The organism is Micromonospora zingiberis, assembly GCF_004331455.1.
GTDB lineage: Bacteria > Actinomycetota > Actinomycetes > Mycobacteriales > Micromonosporaceae > Micromonospora > Micromonospora zingiberis.
The window spans coordinates 132,372-149,966 of the sequence record NZ_SJJR01000009.1 but is presented as its reverse complement, the minus strand read 5'-3'; the positions used below and the strand labels follow the sequence as shown (position 1 = coordinate 149,966).

General features: G+C 72.5%; 14 protein-coding genes. 12 read left to right on the top strand and 2 right to left on the bottom strand.

All coding sequences use genetic code 11. The features are described from left to right. Window positions 1-6 precede the first annotated feature (6 nt). Complete coding sequence (locus E0H26_RS15490; RefSeq protein WP_131304350.1) at window positions 7-1,026, bottom strand: TAXI family TRAP transporter solute-binding subunit; 1,020 nt, start codon at window positions 1,024-1,026, stop codon at window positions 7-9. Window positions 1,027-1,044: 18 nt separating this feature from the next. Continuing rightward, window positions 1,045-3,309, bottom strand: coding sequence for a TRAP transporter permease (locus E0H26_RS15485; RefSeq protein ID WP_240742194.1), 2,265 nt, complete (start codon window positions 3,307-3,309; stop codon window positions 1,045-1,047). Between the two features lie 487 nt (window positions 3,310-3,796). Between E0H26_RS15485 and E0H26_RS15480 the strand changes: the two genes are divergently transcribed. The 12 genes from E0H26_RS15480 (at window position 3,797) to eboE (ending at window position 17,553) form a co-directional block, all read left to right on the top strand. Further along, a complete protein-coding gene (locus E0H26_RS15480; protein WP_131304349.1) occupies window positions 3,797-4,843 on the top strand; it encodes a YihY/virulence factor BrkB family protein in 1,047 nt (348 codons plus the stop codon). A 170-nt stretch (window positions 4,844-5,013) separates the two neighbouring features. Next, window positions 5,014-6,192, top strand: coding sequence for an ROK family transcriptional regulator (locus E0H26_RS15475; RefSeq protein ID WP_131304348.1), 1,179 nt, complete (start codon window positions 5,014-5,016; stop codon window positions 6,190-6,192). Between the two features lie 52 nt (window positions 6,193-6,244). Continuing rightward, entirely contained in the window at window positions 6,245-7,813 is a 1,569-nt protein-coding gene (locus E0H26_RS15470; RefSeq protein ID WP_131304347.1) for a sugar ABC transporter ATP-binding protein, read from the top strand. A 76-nt stretch (window positions 7,814-7,889) separates the two neighbouring features. Continuing rightward, window positions 7,890-8,999: an ABC transporter permease gene (locus E0H26_RS15465; protein ID WP_131304346.1), complete on the top strand. Its 1,110-nt coding sequence runs from the start codon at window positions 7,890-7,892 to the stop codon at window positions 8,997-8,999. A 94-nt stretch (window positions 9,000-9,093) separates the two neighbouring features. Then, window positions 9,094-10,137: a substrate-binding domain-containing protein gene (locus E0H26_RS15460; protein ID WP_131304345.1), complete on the top strand. Its 1,044-nt coding sequence runs from the start codon at window positions 9,094-9,096 to the stop codon at window positions 10,135-10,137. 55 nt (window positions 10,138-10,192) lie between these two features. Beyond that, entirely contained in the window at window positions 10,193-11,368 is a 1,176-nt protein-coding gene (locus E0H26_RS15455) for a Gfo/Idh/MocA family protein (protein ID WP_420812852.1), read from the top strand. A gap of 512 nt (window positions 11,369-11,880) precedes the next feature. Continuing rightward, window positions 11,881-13,041 carry an inositol-3-phosphate synthase gene (locus E0H26_RS15450; protein ID WP_131304343.1) on the top strand — a complete coding sequence of 387 codons (1,161 nt, stop codon included), beginning with the start codon at window positions 11,881-11,883 and terminating at the stop codon, window positions 13,039-13,041. Beyond that, a complete protein-coding gene (locus E0H26_RS15445) occupies window positions 13,025-13,987 on the top strand; it encodes an SCO3242 family prenyltransferase (RefSeq protein ID WP_131304342.1) in 963 nt (320 codons plus the stop codon). Before E0H26_RS15450 ends, E0H26_RS15445 begins: the two co-directional genes overlap by 17 nt. Further along, the gene (locus E0H26_RS15440; protein WP_131304341.1) at window positions 13,984-14,883 is read left to right on the top strand and encodes a sugar phosphate isomerase/epimerase family protein; all 900 of its coding nucleotides are present in this window, start codon (window positions 13,984-13,986) and stop codon (window positions 14,881-14,883) included. The genes E0H26_RS15445 and E0H26_RS15440 overlap by 4 nt, the downstream gene beginning before the upstream one ends. A gap of 8 nt (window positions 14,884-14,891) precedes the next feature. After that, the gene (locus E0H26_RS15435) at window positions 14,892-15,509 is read left to right on the top strand and encodes an EboA domain-containing protein (RefSeq protein ID WP_131304340.1); all 618 of its coding nucleotides are present in this window, start codon (window positions 14,892-14,894) and stop codon (window positions 15,507-15,509) included. Further along, the gene (locus E0H26_RS15430; RefSeq protein WP_131304339.1) at window positions 15,509-16,360 is read left to right on the top strand and encodes a TatD family hydrolase; all 852 of its coding nucleotides are present in this window, start codon (window positions 15,509-15,511) and stop codon (window positions 16,358-16,360) included. Before E0H26_RS15435 ends, E0H26_RS15430 begins: the two co-directional genes overlap by 1 nt. After that, window positions 16,360-17,553, top strand: a complete 1,194-nt coding sequence (gene eboE, locus E0H26_RS15425) for a metabolite traffic protein EboE (RefSeq protein ID WP_131304338.1) — start codon at window positions 16,360-16,362, stop codon at window positions 17,551-17,553. Before E0H26_RS15430 ends, eboE begins: the two co-directional genes overlap by 1 nt. Window positions 17,554-17,595 lie beyond the last annotated feature (42 nt).

Genomic DNA, 17,595 nt, shown 5'->3' with positions numbered 1-17,595 from the left:
CGTCGGTCAGCTCGCGCCGAGGTCCTGCAACGCCTTGGCGGCGCCACGGTGCAAACCGACCGGGTCGGTCCTGCGGGCGCTGTCCAGTGCGATGCCCTTGGCGGCGGGGTTCGCCTGGGCCAGCGCGTCCTTCTTCTCGAACACGGTCCGAGTGATCGCGCAGGCCACGTTGGCGTCGAGGTCCTTGCGGACCAGCAGCACGTTCGGGACCACGATGGTCGGGGTGTCCGTCGCCGTGGTGTAGACGTCCTTGCCGATCACGCCGGCCTGGTACGCCGGATTGAGTTCACTCAGCTTGGGCAGCAGCGGGGTGATGTCGATGAACTTCACCTTGTCGCCGGCCGTGGTGAACAGGTCGGTGACCCCGCCGGTGGGCAGGCCGCCGGACCAGAAGAAGCCGTCCACGTTGCCGTCCTTGATGCCCTCGACGGTCTTGGTGAGGTCCAGCCGTTGGGCCTGGATGTCGGCGGCCGGGTCGAGGCCGGCGGCCTCCAGCAGGCGGTTGGCGATGACCTCGGTGCCGGACTTGGGGGAGCCGGTGGAGATCTTCTTGCCCTTCATGTCGGCCACCGAGTTGATGCCGGCGTCGGCCCGGACGACCACCTGGGTGTAGTTGTCGTAGATCCGGGCCAGCGCCTCGACCGGCTGCGGTGCGGTGAAGCTGCCCTTGCCCTGTACCGCGTTGACGGCGGTGTCGAACAGCGAGAACGCCACGTCGTACTGGCCGCCGACGAGTTGTTCGATGTTCTGCACCGAGGCGCCGGTCTCGGCCGCCGTGCCGGTCAGCCGGCCGCCGGTGCTGTCCGCGAGTTGGCCGGCCAGCGCGTTGCCGACCACGTAGTACACGCCGGTGGCGTTGCCGGTGGCGATGCCCACCCGGGTGTTCTCGGCCACCTCGCAGGTGACGGCGCTCGCGGTGTCGTCCGTGGCGGCGGTGCCCTGACGGCCTCCGCAGCCAGCGGCACCGGCCGCGACGAGGGCGAGTGCGCCCACCCCCGCCGCGAACCGCACGTTGATCCGTCTCACACTGTCTCCTTCCTCAGGTCATGCCGGTGATCCGGCTCGCGTCCCGCCGGAGGGACCGGCGGATCCGCGTCGTACGAACACACCCACCGCCATGGCGCCGGCCAGCACGGCGCCGATCGCGACGGGCACGGGTTGCAGCCAGAGCAGGCTCAGCCCGGCGAGGGCGCCGAGCACGCGTTCCGGTACGCCGGCCGGGCCGACGCCGGGCAGCCAGCCGCCCGCCGCGACGGCCAGCACCGCGACGCTGAGCGCGGTGATCGTGGTGGCGACGACGATCCGTTGCGGGCCGCCGATGCCGAGCAGGCCGAGCCCGGTCGGAGTGATCACGAAGGCGAGCGGGATCAGGTAGGCCGGCAGCGCGTACCGCAGGGTGTGCCACATGGTCGGCACCACCTGGCCGCCGGTCACCGCGGCGGCGGCGACCGCGGCCAACGCGGTCGGCGGCGACACCTCGGACAGCACCGCGAAGTAGAAGACGAACATCGCCGCGGCCGGGGCGCTGACGCCGAGGTCGAGCAGGGCCGGTCCGATGATCACCCAGCCGATCACGAAGGAGGCGGTGACCGGGATGGCCAGGCCCAGCAGGCTGAGGGCGACGGCGGCGAGCAGCGCGGTGAGGGCGAGCACGACGGCCGGCTCGGAGCTGACCGCACCGGCCGCCTTGATCAGCAGCGCCGCGGCCTGCGGGCCGAGCCCGGTCTTGGTGGTGGTGGCGGTGATGATGCCGGCCGCCGCGCAGACCACGGTGACCGCGAGGACGCCGCGTACACCGCCGGACAGCGCGGTGAGCAGCCGGGCCGGGGTGAGCCGGTTACGCCGGTCCAGGAAGGACAGTGCGACGGCGAGCCCGGTGGCCAGCACCACGGCCCGGGTGGCCGACAGGCCGACGGCGAGCAGGCCGACGATGGCGAACAGCGAGGCGAAGTGGTACCCGGAGCGGGCCAGCAGCCGCCACGGCGAGCCGCCGGCCAGGGCTGCGGGCCGTACTCCGGAGCGGCGTGCGTCGATCTCCACCGAGAGCACGATGCCGAGGTAGTAGAGCACCGTCGGCACCATCGCCCAGCCGAGTACCCGCAGGTAGGACACGCCGAGGTATTCGGCGATGATGAACGCCGCCGCGCCGAGGGTCGGTGGGGACAGGATCGCACCGACACCGGCGGCGGCGAGCATCCCACCGGCCCGTTCCGCCGGGTAGCCGGCGCGCCGCAGGATCGGCCAGGTGACGGCGCCGATGCTGACGGTCGTCGCCGCCCCGGAGCCGGAGACGGTACCGAGCAGGAAGCCGGACGCGACGGCGGTACGGCCGGCGGCGGTGCGGGAGCGCCGGAACGCCGAGGCGGACAGGTCCACGAAGAAGCGACCCGCGCCGGAGAGGTCGAGCACCGCCCCGTAGATGGTGAACAGCACGATGTACGTGGCCGCCACGTCCAGCGGGGTGCCGTAGAAGCCGCTGTCGGAGTTGTAGAAGGCGTCGATCAGCTGCCCGAAGTCCAGGCCGGCGTGGGCCACCGCCCAGGTCTGCGGCAGCAGCCCGCCGTAGTAGCCGTAGCCGAGGAAGATCAGGCACACCGCCGGCAGGATCCACCCGGTGGTACGCCGGCACGCCTCCAGCAGCAGGAGCAGCAGGACGGTACCCATCGCGATGTCCAGGCCGACGAGCAGGCCCTGCCGGTCCAGGAAGGCGTCGTAACCACCGCCCGCGTTGCCCAGGCTCACCGGCAGCACCGGGTACAGGCATCCGGCCAGCGCGGCGGCGGCCAGCGCCCAGTCACCGGGGCTGGGCCCGGACCGCCCGCCGCCCGTTGCCGGCCGGTCCGTACCGCCGGCCGTTGCCGGCTGGGCCGCATCGCCGGTCGTCGCCGGCTGGGCCGCATCGCCAGTTCCGCCGGGGCGTCGTAGCCGGCGCGGTAAGCGCAGCTCGGCCGGATAGGCGAGGAAGACCAATGGGAGTACGCCGGCCAGGAAGTAGATCAGGTAGTACTTGCTGCCCTGGGCGAGCGGCCGGAAGACCTGCCAGAGCGCGAGTAGGGCGATGGCCAGTGTCACGGCGGTCAGGACGAGGGCGACCGGGCCGGACAGCCGCCGGCCGGGCTTCTCGTCCTCGAACCGGGCGGCCAGCTCCTGCGGATCCACCGGGGCGCCGGGTGGTGCACCGGGTTGCCGGGGCGGGGCGGTGGCGGTCACGCCCGTGCCCGGCTCGGTCTCCGGGTCGGCCTCCGCGACGCGAACGGAGGCGCGGTTCGACTCGGGTCCGGAATCATCGGTGAATCGGATTGCCGACACGAAGGGGGACGATACGCGAATGGTTCCTGCGTTGGGAACATTGTCGATCATCGTTTCCCTGGGTGACTTTCGATTTGTATTAATCACCTGACCGGGCTGCTATTCCGGAATCCGTTTCGCAATCGGTCTGTCTGTGCTGCGTGGTGTCGACGGGCGTGCCGCGTCGGTCGGCGGATCGCTGTCCGTTTTCTGGCATTTGCGGGTTCATTGCCGCCAGATCCACCGGCGTTAAAAGTTGTTCAATCGATCACTCTCCGTATATCTGGTCGCGGGGAGTGGTGGGCTGGCCGGGCACGGAATTGCGCGGACAGCCGTCGATGGGAAACGCCGAAGGCTCATTTCCCATCGCGGCGGCCCGGGGTGTGCCTCCCCGCGTCCCGCGCCCTTCCCCGTCGACCGCTCACCGACGCCGGGCCGACGCGGGGGTTACTCGACGCCGGTGGCCGGGCATGTCGTGGGCGGCGACAAACGAGTCGAGGGAGGGGCGATGGCCTCCGAGAATTCTTCCCGCCCGCACGGGCGTGGCCCGGGGCGGCCGGCCGGTCCCGCGTACGACGAGCAGGTCCAGCCGGGCCGCGACGAGCCGGACCGGCCGACGCACCTGCCGAGGGGGGAATGGCTGGCGGCGCTGCGCCGGACGGTACGGGAGTTCGGCGCCGACCGGCTGACCGACTGGGCGGCGGCACTCACCTACTACGCCGTGCTCTCCATCTTCCCCGGCCTGCTGGTGCTGGTCTCGGTGCTCGGTCTGCTCGGCCCGGCGGCGACCCAGGGGGTCCGGGACACCGTCGACCAGGTGGTGCCGGAGCCGAACATCCGTCAGATCATCGATGCCGCCATCGACCAGGCGCAGCACAACGGCGGGCTGGCCGGGTTCGCCGCGATCGTCGGTCTGCTGGCGGCCTTCTGGTCGGCCTCGGGCTACGTGGCGGCCTTCATGCGCGCCGCCAACGTGATCTACGACGTGCCGGAGGGGCGGCCGATCTGGAAGACCCTGCCGACCCGGGTCGCGGTGACCGCGGTGATCGGTGTGCTGCTGCTGGCCAGTGCGGTGATCGTGGTCTTCACCGGCCGCTTCGCCGAGCACGTCGGTTCGGCGCTGGGCATCGGCCGGACCGTGGTGACGGTCTGGGACGTCGCCAAGTGGCCGGTGCTGCTGGTGCTGGTCAGCCTGATGTTCGCCATCCTGTACTGGGCGTCGCCGAACGCGCGGCAGGGCGGCTTCCGCTGGGTGAGTCCGGGCGGCGTGCTGGCCGTGCTGCTCTGGCTGCTGGTCTCCGGGGCGTTCGCGCTCTACGTCGCGAACTTCGGCTCGTACAACAAGACCTACGGCGCGCTCGCCGGAGTGATCATCTTCCTGGTCTGGCTCTGGCTGAGCAACGTCGCGATCCTGCTCGGCGCGGAGTACGACGCCGAACTGGCGCGCAGCCGGGCGGTCGTCGCCGGGCTGCGTCCGGCCGACAAGGAGCCGTACGTCGAGCTGCGTGATGATCGCAAACTGCGCACGGAGGATGACTCTCCGAAGCGATCCTGACCTGCGCAAGCGCGATGAGTCGATACCGTCGGTAGCTTTTGCTAGATCCAGCAAAAGTTGGCACCGATTCGCTCTAAGGTCTGGACACCGTGCACCGAAGGCTCCTACTGTGTCGGGCACCACACGTCGATATTTCGTCGAGGTGAACGAGTCCGGTGGAGAGGTGAGCCGTGCACACCGCCGACCCCCTGCACGTCCGGTTGTTGCGGTTGCTCCGTGACGAGGGAGCGCTGTCGCGCGCCGAGCTCGCCGACCGACTGCAGATGCCCCGTCCCCGGCTCCTCACCGAGCTGGAACGGCTGGTCGCCCTCGGCTTCGTCGCGGAGGCCGGCAAGGCCGCCTCCCGGGGCGGTCGGCGCTCCACCCTGGTCGAACTCAGCCCGCACCTGCGGTTCGCCGCCGTGGACCTGGGGGCCAGCTCCATCGACGTCGAGGTGGTCAACGGCCGCCTCGAACCGGTCGCCGCGTACGCCGAGCCGGCCGACATCCGGTCTGGGCCCAAGGCGACCCTGCAACGGGTCAACGAGCTGCTGCACAAGGCCAAGGTGGACGGCGCCTACGACCGCCTCGACGCGGTCGGCATCGGGGTACCCGGCCCGGTCAGCTTCCGCGACGGCGTGCCGGTGTCCCCGCCGATCATGCCCGGCTGGGACCGCTTCCCCGTCCGCGAACTGCTCACCCGCGAGCACGGCTGCCCGGCCGTGGTCGACAACGACGTCAACATCATGGCGATCGGCGAGCGGCACGGCGGGGTGGCCCACTCGGTCGACGACTTCCTCTTCGTCAAGATCGGCACCGGCATCGGCTGCGGCATCTACCTCAGCGGCGAGGTCTACCGGGGCACCGACGGTTGCGCCGGGGACATCGGCCACATCCAGGTCGACCCACACGGCCCGGTCTGCTCGTGCGGCAACGCCGGCTGCCTGGAGGCGTTGTTCAGCGGCGCCGCACTGGCCAAGGACGCCACCGTCGCGGCGCGTACCGGCGCCTCGCCCGCGCTGGCCGAACGGCTGACCGCCAACGGCCTGGTCACCGCCCTGGACGTCGCCGCCGGGGCGGTGGAGGGCGACGTGACCTGTATCCAGCTGATCCGCGAGGGCGGCCGGCGGGTGGGCAGCGTCCTCGCCGGACTGGTCAGCTTCACCAACCCGTCGATGATCGTGATCGGCGGCGGTCTCGCGCAGCTCGGGCACGTGCTGCTCGCCGAGATCCGCAGCGTGGTCTACCGCCGCTCGCTGCCGCTGGCCACCGGCAACCTCCCGGTCGTGCTCTCCGAGCTGGGCCCGCGAGCCGGCGTCGCCGGTGCCGCCGTGCTCGCCAGCGACCTGGCGTTCGGGGAGGCGACGTGAGCGGGCGTCAGTCAACGAATCGTCAACGCGTGCAGTGGAGTGGAGGGCCGGCATGAGCGAAACCGGACGTCCCCTGGTCGAGGCACCTTCCGACGCCGTCGCCGGTGAAGTGGTGCTGCGGCTGTCCGACGTGGTGAAGACCTTCCCCGGCGTACGCGCCCTGGACGGCGTGCAGCTGGAGGTACGCGCGGGCGAGGTGCACTGCCTGCTCGGGCAGAACGGTGCCGGCAAGTCCACCCTGATCAAGGTGCTCGCCGGGGTGCACCGGCCCGACTCGGGCCTGGTCGAGTGGCGTGGCGAGCCGGTCGCCTTCGCCAACCCGCAGGCCGCCATGCGCGCCGGCATCGCCACCATCTACCAGGAACTCGACCTGGTCGAGGACCTCTCGGTGGCCGAGAACGCCTTCCTCGGCCACGAGCCGCGCAGCTTCGGCTTCATCCGCCGGGGGCACATCGCCGGCCGTACCCGGCAGATCCTCGGCCGGCTCGGGCACGCCGAGATCCCGCCCGGGCGGATGGTCCGGGCCCTGCCGGCGGCCGGCAAGCAGGTGGTCAGCATGGCCCGGGCGCTCTCCCACGAGGCCCGACTGATCATCATGGACGAACCGAGCGCGGTGCTCGCCCACGACGAGGTCGAGAACCTCTTCCGGATCATCCGCGAGCTGACCGCACAGGGCATCGCGGTCATCTACATCTCGCACCGGCTGGAGGAGATCCGCGAGATCGGCGACCGGGTGACGGTCCTCAAGGACGGCCGCACGACGGCGGCGAACCTGCCGGCCCGCGAGACCCCGACCCGTGACCTGGTCTCCCGGATGACCGGCCGCACCATCGAGTACGTCTTCCCGGAGCGTCCCACCGAGACCACCGTCGGCGAGGAACTGCTCGCCGTCGACGGGCTGACCCGGTCCGGCGAGTTCGCCGACGTCTCGCTCACCGTCGCGGCCGGCGAGATCGTGGGCATCGCCGGGTTGGTCGGCTCCGGTCGCTCCGAGGTGCTGGAGACCATCTACGGCGCCCGCCGCGCCGAGGCCGGCACCGTCCGGATGGCCGGTCGGTCGTTGCGTCCCGGCAGTGTCGGTGCGGCGGTGCGGGCCGGCATGGGCATGGCCCCGGAGGAGCGCAAGAGCCAGGCGCTGCTACTCGGTGAGCCGATCTACCGCAACGTCACGCTGGCCACGTTCGCCCGCTACGCCCGACTCGGCTTCACCGACGTCGGCAAGGAACGGGCTGAGGCGGACCGGATCGCCGAGAGCCTGGAGATGCGCCCGCGCGACGTGAGTCGGCCGGTACGCACGCTCTCCGGCGGCAACCAGCAGAAGGTGGTGGTCGGGCGTTGGCTGCTCGGCGGCACCCGGTTGCTGCTGCTGGACGAACCCACCCGGGGCGTGGACGTGGGCGCCCGGGCCGAGCTGTACCAGGTGATCCGGGAACTCGCCGCGCAGGGCGTCGGGGTGCTGCTGGTCTCCAGCGAGGTGCCCGAGGTGCTCGGCCTGGCGGACCGGGTGCTGGTGATGCGGGAGGGTCGGGTCGTGCGTACCGCCCCCGCCGACGAACTCGACGAATCCACCGTCCTCGACCTCGTGATGGCGGGGTCCCTGATGGAAGGCGCAGCGGCATGAGCGAGCGTGAGCGAGCGAATCATGGATACAGCGCGAAGGTGCCTCATGGCGGTGCGCAGCGAAGCGGAGCAGCGGCATGAGCGACAGTCCGTCCACGACGAAGCTGCCGGCGCAGTCGCCGCCGGTGGACCCGGCCGAGACCGAGGCGGCCGGGCACCGGGCGGCGCCCGCCCCGGCGGGCCGGCTCTCCTGGTGGCACGGTGACGGCGGTGAGGGTGCCCGGCGCAACCTCGCCCTGATCGGGGTGCTGCTGATCCTCTTCGTGATCGGTGCGGCGACCCGCTCCGACCTCTACTCGAACCCGGACTGGGTCTGGGCGAACATGCTCAGCATCCTCAAGCTGGCTTCGGTGGTCGGGGTGGTCACCGTCGGGATGACCTTCGTCATCATCGGCGGTGGCATCGACCTCTCGGTGGGCGCGATCGTCGCGCTGGCCGGGGTCTGGTGCACCACGGTCGCCACGCAGAGCTTCGGTGCCGCCGGCATGATCTTCACCGCGATCGTCGTCGGCGTGGCGGTGGGCCTGGTCAACGGCACGCTCATCGCGTACGGACGACTGGTGCCCTTCATCGCCACGCTGGCGATGTTGGTGGCGGCCCGGGGACTGGCCGCCGAGATCTCGCAGAAGCAGACCCAGATCTCGCAGAACAACACCATCAACGGCATCGCCAGCAACGACCTGTTCGGCATCCCGCTGCTGGTCTACATCCTGGCCGCGGTGGTACTGGCCGGCTGGGTGCTGCTCAACCGCACCACCTTCGGCCGGCGTACGGTCGCCGTCGGCGGTAACCCGGAGGCCGCCCGGCTGGCCGGCATCAACGTCAAGCGGCACACCCTGATGCTCTACGCGCTCTCCGGCCTCTGCTGCGGCATCGCCGCGATCATGCTCACCGCCCAGGCCACCTCGGCCCAGGCGGCGATGGCAAACCTCTACGAGCTGGACGCGATCGCCGCCGTGATCATCGGTGGCACGCTGCTCAGCGGCGGGCGGGGCACCATCATCGGCTCCCTGCTCGGTGTGATCATCTTCGCCACCATCACCAACCTCTTCGCCATCAACGGCCTCTCCACCGAGGCACAGAACATGGTCAAGGGCGGCATCATCGTCGCCGCCGTCCTGATCCAGCAGGTCCAGTTCGGCAGTCTCTCCCAGTTCTTCCGCCGCAACCGGCTGACCACCAGCTGAACACCGTTTCCACCAGGCCACCCGCGCGTTTCGACGGTGGCCGGGGCTCGCACACCCAAAATCCCTCTCCACCACTGATAACCAGGAGGTCGTCATGACCCAGCACAGTCGCCGCCGGCTGCTCTTCGGCGGGGCGGCCATCGGCACCGGCGTACTGCTCGCCGCCTGCACCAGCAACGAGCAGCAGACACCGACCGAGGCACAGACCAAGGCGGCCGACGGTGGCGGCAACGCCGAGCCGGGCAAGCAGGTGACCGTCGGCTTCTCCGCGCCGGCCGCCGACCACGGCTGGATCGCCGCGATCACGAACAACGCCCGGGCGCAGGCCGCCGCGTACTCCGACGTGGAGTTCAAGACGGTCGAGGCGGGTGCGGACGCGGCGGCCCAGCGGGCGGCGCTGTCCACGCTGATCTCGCAGAAGCCCGACGTCATCGTGCTGCTGCCGCACGACGGCAAGGAACTCAACTCGTTCGGCCTGGAGGCGATGCAGGCCGGCATCCCGGTGGTCAACCTGGACCGCGCCTTCCCGGACGCCAAGGCGTACCGGTTGCAGATCAAGGGCGACAACTACGGCATGGGCGTCTCCGCCGCCACCTTCATCGTCGAGCAGCTCAAGGCCAAGGGCGTGAGCAACCCGGTGATCGCCGAGATCGCCGGCATGGACGAGCTGGAGCTGACCCAGGAGCGGACGAAGGGGTTCAACGACACCCTCGCCCAGCACGGCTTCCGGGTGGCCAACCGGCGGGCGGCCCGGTTCACCGTCGACTCCGGACAGCAGGAGACGAGCCAGCTGCTGCAGGCGCTGCCGAAGATCGACGCGATCTGGAACCACGACGACGACCAGGGCATCGGCGTGCTGGCCGCGATCAGCCAGGCCAACCGCAACGAGTTCTTCATGGTCGGCGGCGCCGGCTCGAAGAAGGCGATGGAGGACATCCAGGCGGACAACACGGTGCTCAAGGCCACCGTGACCTACAGCCCGTCGATGGCCTCCTCGGCGATCTCGCTGGCTCGCCTGATCGGCCAGGGTCGGGGCATGTCCGACCTGGTCGAGCTCCAGGTGCCCAAGGAGATCATCCTCGCCTCCGAAACGATCACCAAGGAGAACGCGAGCGACTACCTCAAGCTCGGGTTCTGACACAACCGGGGGGAGACCCACCTTGTCCACGACAGACAAAGAACTGCGGGTCGGCATGGTCGGCTACGCGTTCATGGGCGCCGCGCACTCACAGGCGTGGCGCACCGTGAACCGGGTGTACGACCTGCCGGCGCGGGCCCGGATGGTGCTCGTCTGCGGCCGGGATTCCGGAAAGGTGGCCGAGGCCGCCGACCGGCTCGGCTGGGAGGAGCACACCACGGACTGGCGGGAGCTGGTGGCTCGGCCAGACATCGACGTGGTCGACATCTGCACACCGGGTGACAGCCATGCCGAGATCGCGCTGGCCGCGCTGGCCGCCGGCAAGCACGTACTGTGCGAGAAGCCGCTGGCCAACACGGTCGCCGAGGCTCGGGAGATGGCCGCCGCGGCGGCCACCGCCCAGGCCGGCGGGGCGCGGTCGATGTGCGGCTTCAACTATCGGCGGGTGCCCGCGGTGGCGCTGATGCGCCAGCTGGTCGCCGCCGGGCGGCTCGGCGAGATCCGGCACGTGCGGGCCAGCTACCTGCAGGACTGGATCGTGGACCCGCAGTTCCCGCTGGTCTGGCGGCTGCGCAAGGAGGTGTCTGGCTCCGGCGCGTTGGGTGACATCGGCGCGCACATCATCGATCTGACCCAGTACGTCACCGGCCAGCAGATCACCGGAGTCAGTGCGGTGACCGAGACGTTCGTCAAGGAACGGCCGTTGCCGAGCGAGTCGAGCGGGCTGGCGGCGCAGGCCGACGGGGGCAGCGCCGCCACCGGACCGGTCACCGTCGACGACGCGGCGGTCTTCGTGGCCCGCCTGGGCGGCGGGGCACTGGCCACGTACGAGGCGACCCGGTTCGCCACCGGCCGCAAGAACGCCCTCCGTGTGGAGATCAACGGGTCGCTGGGCACCGTCGCCTTCGACCTGGAGCGGCTCAACGAGCTGGAGTACTACGACGCGACGCGACCCGTCGCCGAGCAGGGCTTCAGCCGGATTCTGGTGACCGAGAGCGAGCACCCGTACCTGTCGGCCTGGTGGCCGCCGGGCCACATCATCGGGTACGAGCACTCCTTCACCCACCAGATGCGCGACTTCATCGAGGCGGTGGCGACCGGGGTCGACCCGAGCCCGTCCTTCGCCGAGGCGTTGCAGGTGCAACTGGTGCTGGACGCGGTGGTCCGGTCGGCCGAACTGGGGTCCTCGTGGACCGACGTGGAGCCGGCGCTGGCGACGGTCGCCGCCTGAGCCACCTCCGGTACCGACCGGCGAGGGCCGGCCGCGGTTGCGCCCCGCGGCCGGATACGGGTCGGCACCGGAGGTCGTGCCCACGGGCCGCCCGGCCCGGTGGCACGAGCAATGCGGTTCCTCCGGTGCGACCGGACCGGGATTCCCCGGCCGCACCGGAGGACCGCCGCCCGGCGATCCGTCGCCACCTGCGCCCCGGGATCCGCCCGGGGCGACATGACCACAGACGTCTGAGGCGTCGTCCGGCCGGACGCGTCGCCATGCGACCGGCCGGATGCGGGGGAGGCAGGGGCGAGACGCCGACCGCCCCTGCCTGCCAGCCCCGTCCGTCCGTACCGCTCCGGATCGCCGGTCCGGCGGTGACGCCGCCGACGTCACCGCCGGCCGGTGAAATCGCACCGGAGTGGACGGCGGACGGGGCGCAACACCCCAAAACAGTATCTTTCAGAACGATCTTCTGATATCCATGTAGTTCTATGCAGGCCGGTTTTCCCCGACCGGGAAGGAGTGCCATGCGTACGGGTGTCTGGCTGGTGGGAGCACGCGGCTCGGTCGCGACCACCAGCATCGTCGGGGCGCTCGCCCTGCGGGCCGGGCTGACCGGGTCGACCGGGTGCGTCACCGAGCTGCCCGCGGTGCGCGGCCCCGCCCTGCCGGCCTTCGCCGACCTCGTCTTCGGCGGGCACGACGTGGTCGCCACCCCGCTGGCCAAGCGCGCGGAGGCACTCGCCGCCGCCGGCGTACTGCCCGCTCGGCTGGTCGCCGCGCTGCCCGAGGAACTGGTCGCGGTCGAGCAGGAGCTGCGTCCCGCGCCGACCGGTGGCAGCCAGGCCGACCGGGCCGCCACGATGGTCCGTGACCTCACCGAGTTCCAGGCCCGGCACCGGCTGGCCCGGGTCGTCGTGGTCAACGTCGCGGCCACCGAACCGGCCCCCGACCCGCACCCCGCGCACGCCGACCCGGCCGCGCTGCACGCCGCCCTCACCGGCCCCGACGAGGTGCTGCCGCCCAGCTCGCTGTACGCGTACGCGGCGGTGACGGCGGGCTGCTCGTACGTCGACTTCACCCCGTCGACCGGGCTGCGGCTGCCGGCGTTGACCGCGCTGGCCGCCCACCACCGGGTGCCGTACGCCGGACACGACGGCAAGACCGGGGAAACCCTGCTCAAGTCGGTGCTGGCGCCGATGTTCGCGATGCGGAACCTGCACGTGCGCTCCTGGTCCGGCACCAACCTGCTCGGCGGGGGCGACGGCGCCACGCTGGCCGATCCGGCGGCCAACGCCGCCAAGGTGCGCAGCAAGCAGCGGGTGCTCGGCGAGACGCTCGGCTACCTGCCGCAGGGCGACACCCGGATCGACTACGTCGAGGATCTCGGCGACTTCAAGACCGCCTGGGATCTGATCACCTTCGCCGGCTTCCTGGGCACCGGGATGCGGCTGGAGTTCACCTGGCACGGCTGTGACTCGGCGCTGGCCGCCCCGCTGGTGCTCGACCTGGCCCGGCTCACCGCCGCCGCGCACGCCGCCGGCCGGTCCGGGCCGCTGACCGAACTCGCGTTCTTCTTCAAGGACCCGCTCGGCAGCGGCACCCACTCGCTGGCCGACCAGTGGACCCGGCTCTGCGAGTTCGCCCACCTGCTGCACCGCGGAGGCACCGATGACCCGCGTGGCTGACCTGGCCGAACTCGTCCGGGCGCCGGCCGCGCTCTCGGTGCCGGGCGACGTGGTGGCCGGCGCCGCCGCGGCGGGGGCCCTCGGCCCGCGTACGCCCGCCCTGGCCGCCGCGTCGGTCCTGCTCTACTGGGGCGGCATGGCCGCCAACGACTGGGCCGACCGGGAGTTGGACGCGGTCGAGCGCCCGGAGCGGCCGATCCCCAGCGGACGGGTCAGCCCCGGCCTCGCGGTCGGCCTCGCCGCCGGCCTCACCGTCGCGGGCGTCGGTCTCGCCGCCGTCGCCGGGGGCCGCCGGGCCGCCGCCGTCGCGGTGCCGCTGGCCGCCGCCGTCTGGGGGTACGACCTCGTCGCCAAGAACACCGCCGCCGGTCCACCCGTGATGGCCGCCTGCCGAGGGCTGGACGTGCTGCTCGGCGCCGCCGGTGGCCGCCGCCCGGCGCGAGCGTTGCCAGCCGCGCTGACCGTCGCCGCGCACACCTGGACGGTCACCGCCCTGTCCCGGCGCGAGGTCGACGGCGCCGACTCGGTGCTGCCGCTGCGTACCCTCGCCGGCACCGCCCTGGTCGCGGCGAGCGCCGCGATACCCGCCAGACCCGGCCGAGCACACCCCGCGACGGGCCGTGGCCCGGCCGGGGGCGGCTCCGGCGCGGTGCCTTCCGCCGGTGGCACCGGCCGTGCCGGTCGCCGTGCCGTCGGTACGGTCGCGGCGGCGCTGCCGGCCGTGCTCGCCGGCTGGTACGCCACCCGTTACGGCGGCGCGCAGGCCCGGGTGGTGGCCCGACCCACCGCCGACCGGGTCCGCGCGGCGGTCGGTGCCGGCATCACCGGCCTGCCCGCGTTGCAGGGCGCGCTGACCGCGCGGGCCGGTGCCGGCCTGCTCGGGCTGGCGGTGGCGGCTGCCGCGCCGCTGGGCCGGCGGTTGGCCCGGAAGGTCTCCCCGACATGACCGCCGCTGCGACTCCCGCGCCGGGCGTTGGCGGTCTGCGCTTCGGTTACGGCACCAACGGCTTCGCCAACCACCGTCTCGACGACGCGCTCGCGGTCATCGCCGACCTCGGCTACACCGGCGTCGCGCTCACCCTGGACCACGACCACCTCGACCCGTTCGCGCCGGAACTGGCCCGGCGGGTCGACGCCGTGGCCCGCCGGCTGGCGGCGCTCGACCTCGCGGTGGTGGTCGAGACCGGGGCCCGGTTCCTGCTCGACCCGTGGCACAAGCACGCCCCGACGCTGCTGCACGACGACGCCGCACTGCGGGTGGAGTTCCTCCGCCGTGCCGTGGCGATCGGCGCCGACCTCGGCGCCGAGGCGGTCTCCTGCTGGGCCGGGGTCCGGCCGGCGACCGTGCCGCCGGCCGTGGCCTGGGACCGCCTGGTGGCCGGCTGCGCCATCCTGGTCGAGGCGGCCGACTCCGCCGACGTACGGCTGGGCTTCGAACCCGAGCCGGGCATGCTGGTCGAGGACATCGCCGGCTGGCAACGGCTGTACGCGGCCCTGGGCCGACCGCCGGCCCTGGGCATCACCCTCGACATCGGACACTGTCGTTGCCTGGAGCCGTGGCCGGTGCCGCAGTGCGTCCGTGAAGTCGGCGCGCACCTGGTCAACGTGCAGATCGACGACATGCGGCGCGGGGTGCACGAACATCTGGAGTTCGGCGCGGGCGAGATCGACTTTCCGCCGGTGCTGGCCGCGCTGCGCGAGGTCGACTACCGAGGGCTGGTCGCGGTCGAGTTGCCCCGCCACTCGCATGCCGCCCCGACCGTAGCGGCCCGATCACTGGACTTCCTTCGCGCTGCCGAGGTCGGGGCCGCGGTGACAACGGGTGGCAGAGAGAAGGGGTGAGGACGGCGATGACACCGAACGAGCTGCGGGCGGCCCTGCGGGGCGTACCCGATCCGGAATGGCTGACGGCGGCCGTGCGCGGTGTCGCGGCGCAGCCGTCGGCGATCACGCGGTTCTTCCCGGCGGCCGGCCGGCGCTGCGGCCGGGCCGAGCTACCCGACCTGCCCGGCTGGACCGCCGACGAGGCGGCCCGCGCGCTGCTGCTGGCCAACCTGCCGGCCGAGCACGCCGCGCAGGCCGAGGCGCTCTACCGCACCGGCGACGCCGCCGAGAAGCGGGCCGTGCTCAAGGCGTTGCCGCTGCTGCCGATCGGTGCGGCCGCGGTGCCGCTGCTGCACGATGCGCTGCGTACCAACGACACCCGGCTGGTCGCCGCCGCCCTCGGCCCGTACGCCGGGCACCTCGACGCGCCGACCTGGCGGCAGGCCGTGCTCAAGTGCGTCTTCACCGGCGTGCCGCTGGCCGTGGTGGCGGACCTCGACGCCCGCGCCGACCGGGAACTGGCGGAGATGCTGGCCGCGCTCGCCGCCGAACGGCAGGCCGCCGGCCGGAGCATGCCCGACGACGCCACCGCGCTGCTGGACCGGCTGGCCGCCAGCAGTCAACCGCACCACAGGGAGGCGTGATGCGCATCTTCGACCCGCACATCCACATGACGTCCCGCACCACCGACGACTACGAGCGGATGGCCGCCGCGGGCGTGCAGGCGGTGGTGGAGCCGGCGTTCTGGCTGGGCCAGCCGCGCACCAGCGTCGGATCGTTCACCGACTACTTCGACTCGCTGGTCGGCTGGGAGCCGTTCCGGGCCGGACAGTTCGGGGTCCGCCACCACGCCACGGTCGCGCTCAACCCGAAGGAGGCCAACGACCCGCGCTGTCGGCCGGTGCTCGACGTGCTGCCGCGTTACCTGGAGAAGGACGGCGTGGTGGCGGTCGGCGAGATCGGGTACGACTCGATGACGCCGGAGGAGGACGCCGCCTTCGCCGCCCAGCTCGCCCTGGCCGTGGCGCACGACCTGCCGGCGTTGGTGCACACCCCGCACCGGGACAAGGCCCGGGGCGTGGAGCGCAGCCTCGCCGTGGTCGCCGAGTCCGGCATCGAGCCGGGACGGGTGGTGCTCGACCACCTCAACGAGGTGACCGTGAAGCTGGTCCGGGACACCGGCTGCTGGCTCGGCTTCTCCATCTACCCGGACACCAAGATGTCCCCGCCCCGGATGGTCGAGCTGCTCAGGACGTACGGCACCGAGCGGATGCTGGTGAACTCGGCCGCCGACTGGGGCCGATCGGACCCGCTGCTGACCCGGGCCACCGGGGAGGCGATGCTGCTCGCCGGGTTCACCGACGACGAGGTCGACCAGGTGCTCTGGCGTAACCCGGTCGAGTTCTACGGGCAGTCGGGCCGGCTCGACCTGAGCGACGACGACGCGTCGGAGCCGACCTTCGCCGGCAACTCGATCCTGCGCGGCGGCGGCTGATGCGACTACGGCACGCCGGCGGGCGCACCGTCCACCTCGGCTACTGCACCAACGTGCACCCCGCCGAGGACCTCGCCGGCATCCTCGCCCAACTCGACCGCTACGCGCTGCCGGTCCGCGCGGCACTCGGCGCCGACCTGCTCGGCCTGGGCCTGTGGCTGGCCGCACCGGTCGCCGCCGAACTGGCCGCCGACCCGCACGCCCGCCGCCGGTTGCGCACCGAGCTGACCGTACGCGGCCTGGAGGTGGTCACGCTCAACGGCTTCCCGTACGCCGCCTTCCAGGCGCCGGTGGTCAAGGGCGCGGTCTACCAGCCGGACTGGACCACGGCGTCGCGGCTGGACTACACCCTGGACCTGGCCCGGGTGCTGGCCGACCTGCTGCCCGAGGACGCCGCCCGTGGCTCGATCTCCACCCTGCCGCTGGCCTGGCGGGCACCCTGGGACCGGGCCCAGGCCGACGCCGCCCGCCACCGTCTCGACCAACTCGCCGCCGGACTGGCCACCGTCGAACGGGACACCGGGCGGGTGGTCCGGGTCGGCTTCGAACCGGAGCCCGGCTGCGTGGTGGAGAGCAGCGCGCAGGCGGTGGCGGCGCTGTCCGGCGTGGACACCGAGCGGCTCGGCGTCTGCCTGGACCTGGCCCATCTCGCCTGTGCCTGGGAGGAGCCGGCCGCCGCCCTCGACCGGCTGGCCGCAGCCGGCCTGCCGGTGGTGAAGGTGCAGGTGTCCGCCGCGCTGGAGGCGACCGACCCGGCCGGTGAGGCCGCCGCGCTGCGTCGCTGGGTCGAGCCGCGTTTCCTGCACCAGACCCGTACCGCCGGCTGCGCCGCCGCCACCCACGACCCGGCGGATCCGCGGTGGGCCGCCGACGACCTGGACCTCGCCCTCGACGCCGGGCTGCCCGGCCCGTGGCGGGTGCACTATCACGTGCCACTGCACGCCCCGCCCGAGCCGCCGCTGGGCTCGACCCTGCCGGTGCTGCGCGCCGCGTTGGCCGCGCTCTTCAGCGGCGCCGACGCCGGCTGCGACCACCTCGACGTCGAGACGTACACCTGGGGGGTGCTGCCGGCGGCGCGGCGTCCGGGCACCGACGCGGAGCTGGCCACCGGGATCGCCGCCGAGCTGGCCTTCGCCCTTGACGAACTGGTCACCCTCGGGCTGACCCCGACCGAAACGGCGGTGATCCCGTGAGCGCGAGGAGTGAGCCGGTGTTGCGAGCCCCGCAGTCGCGAG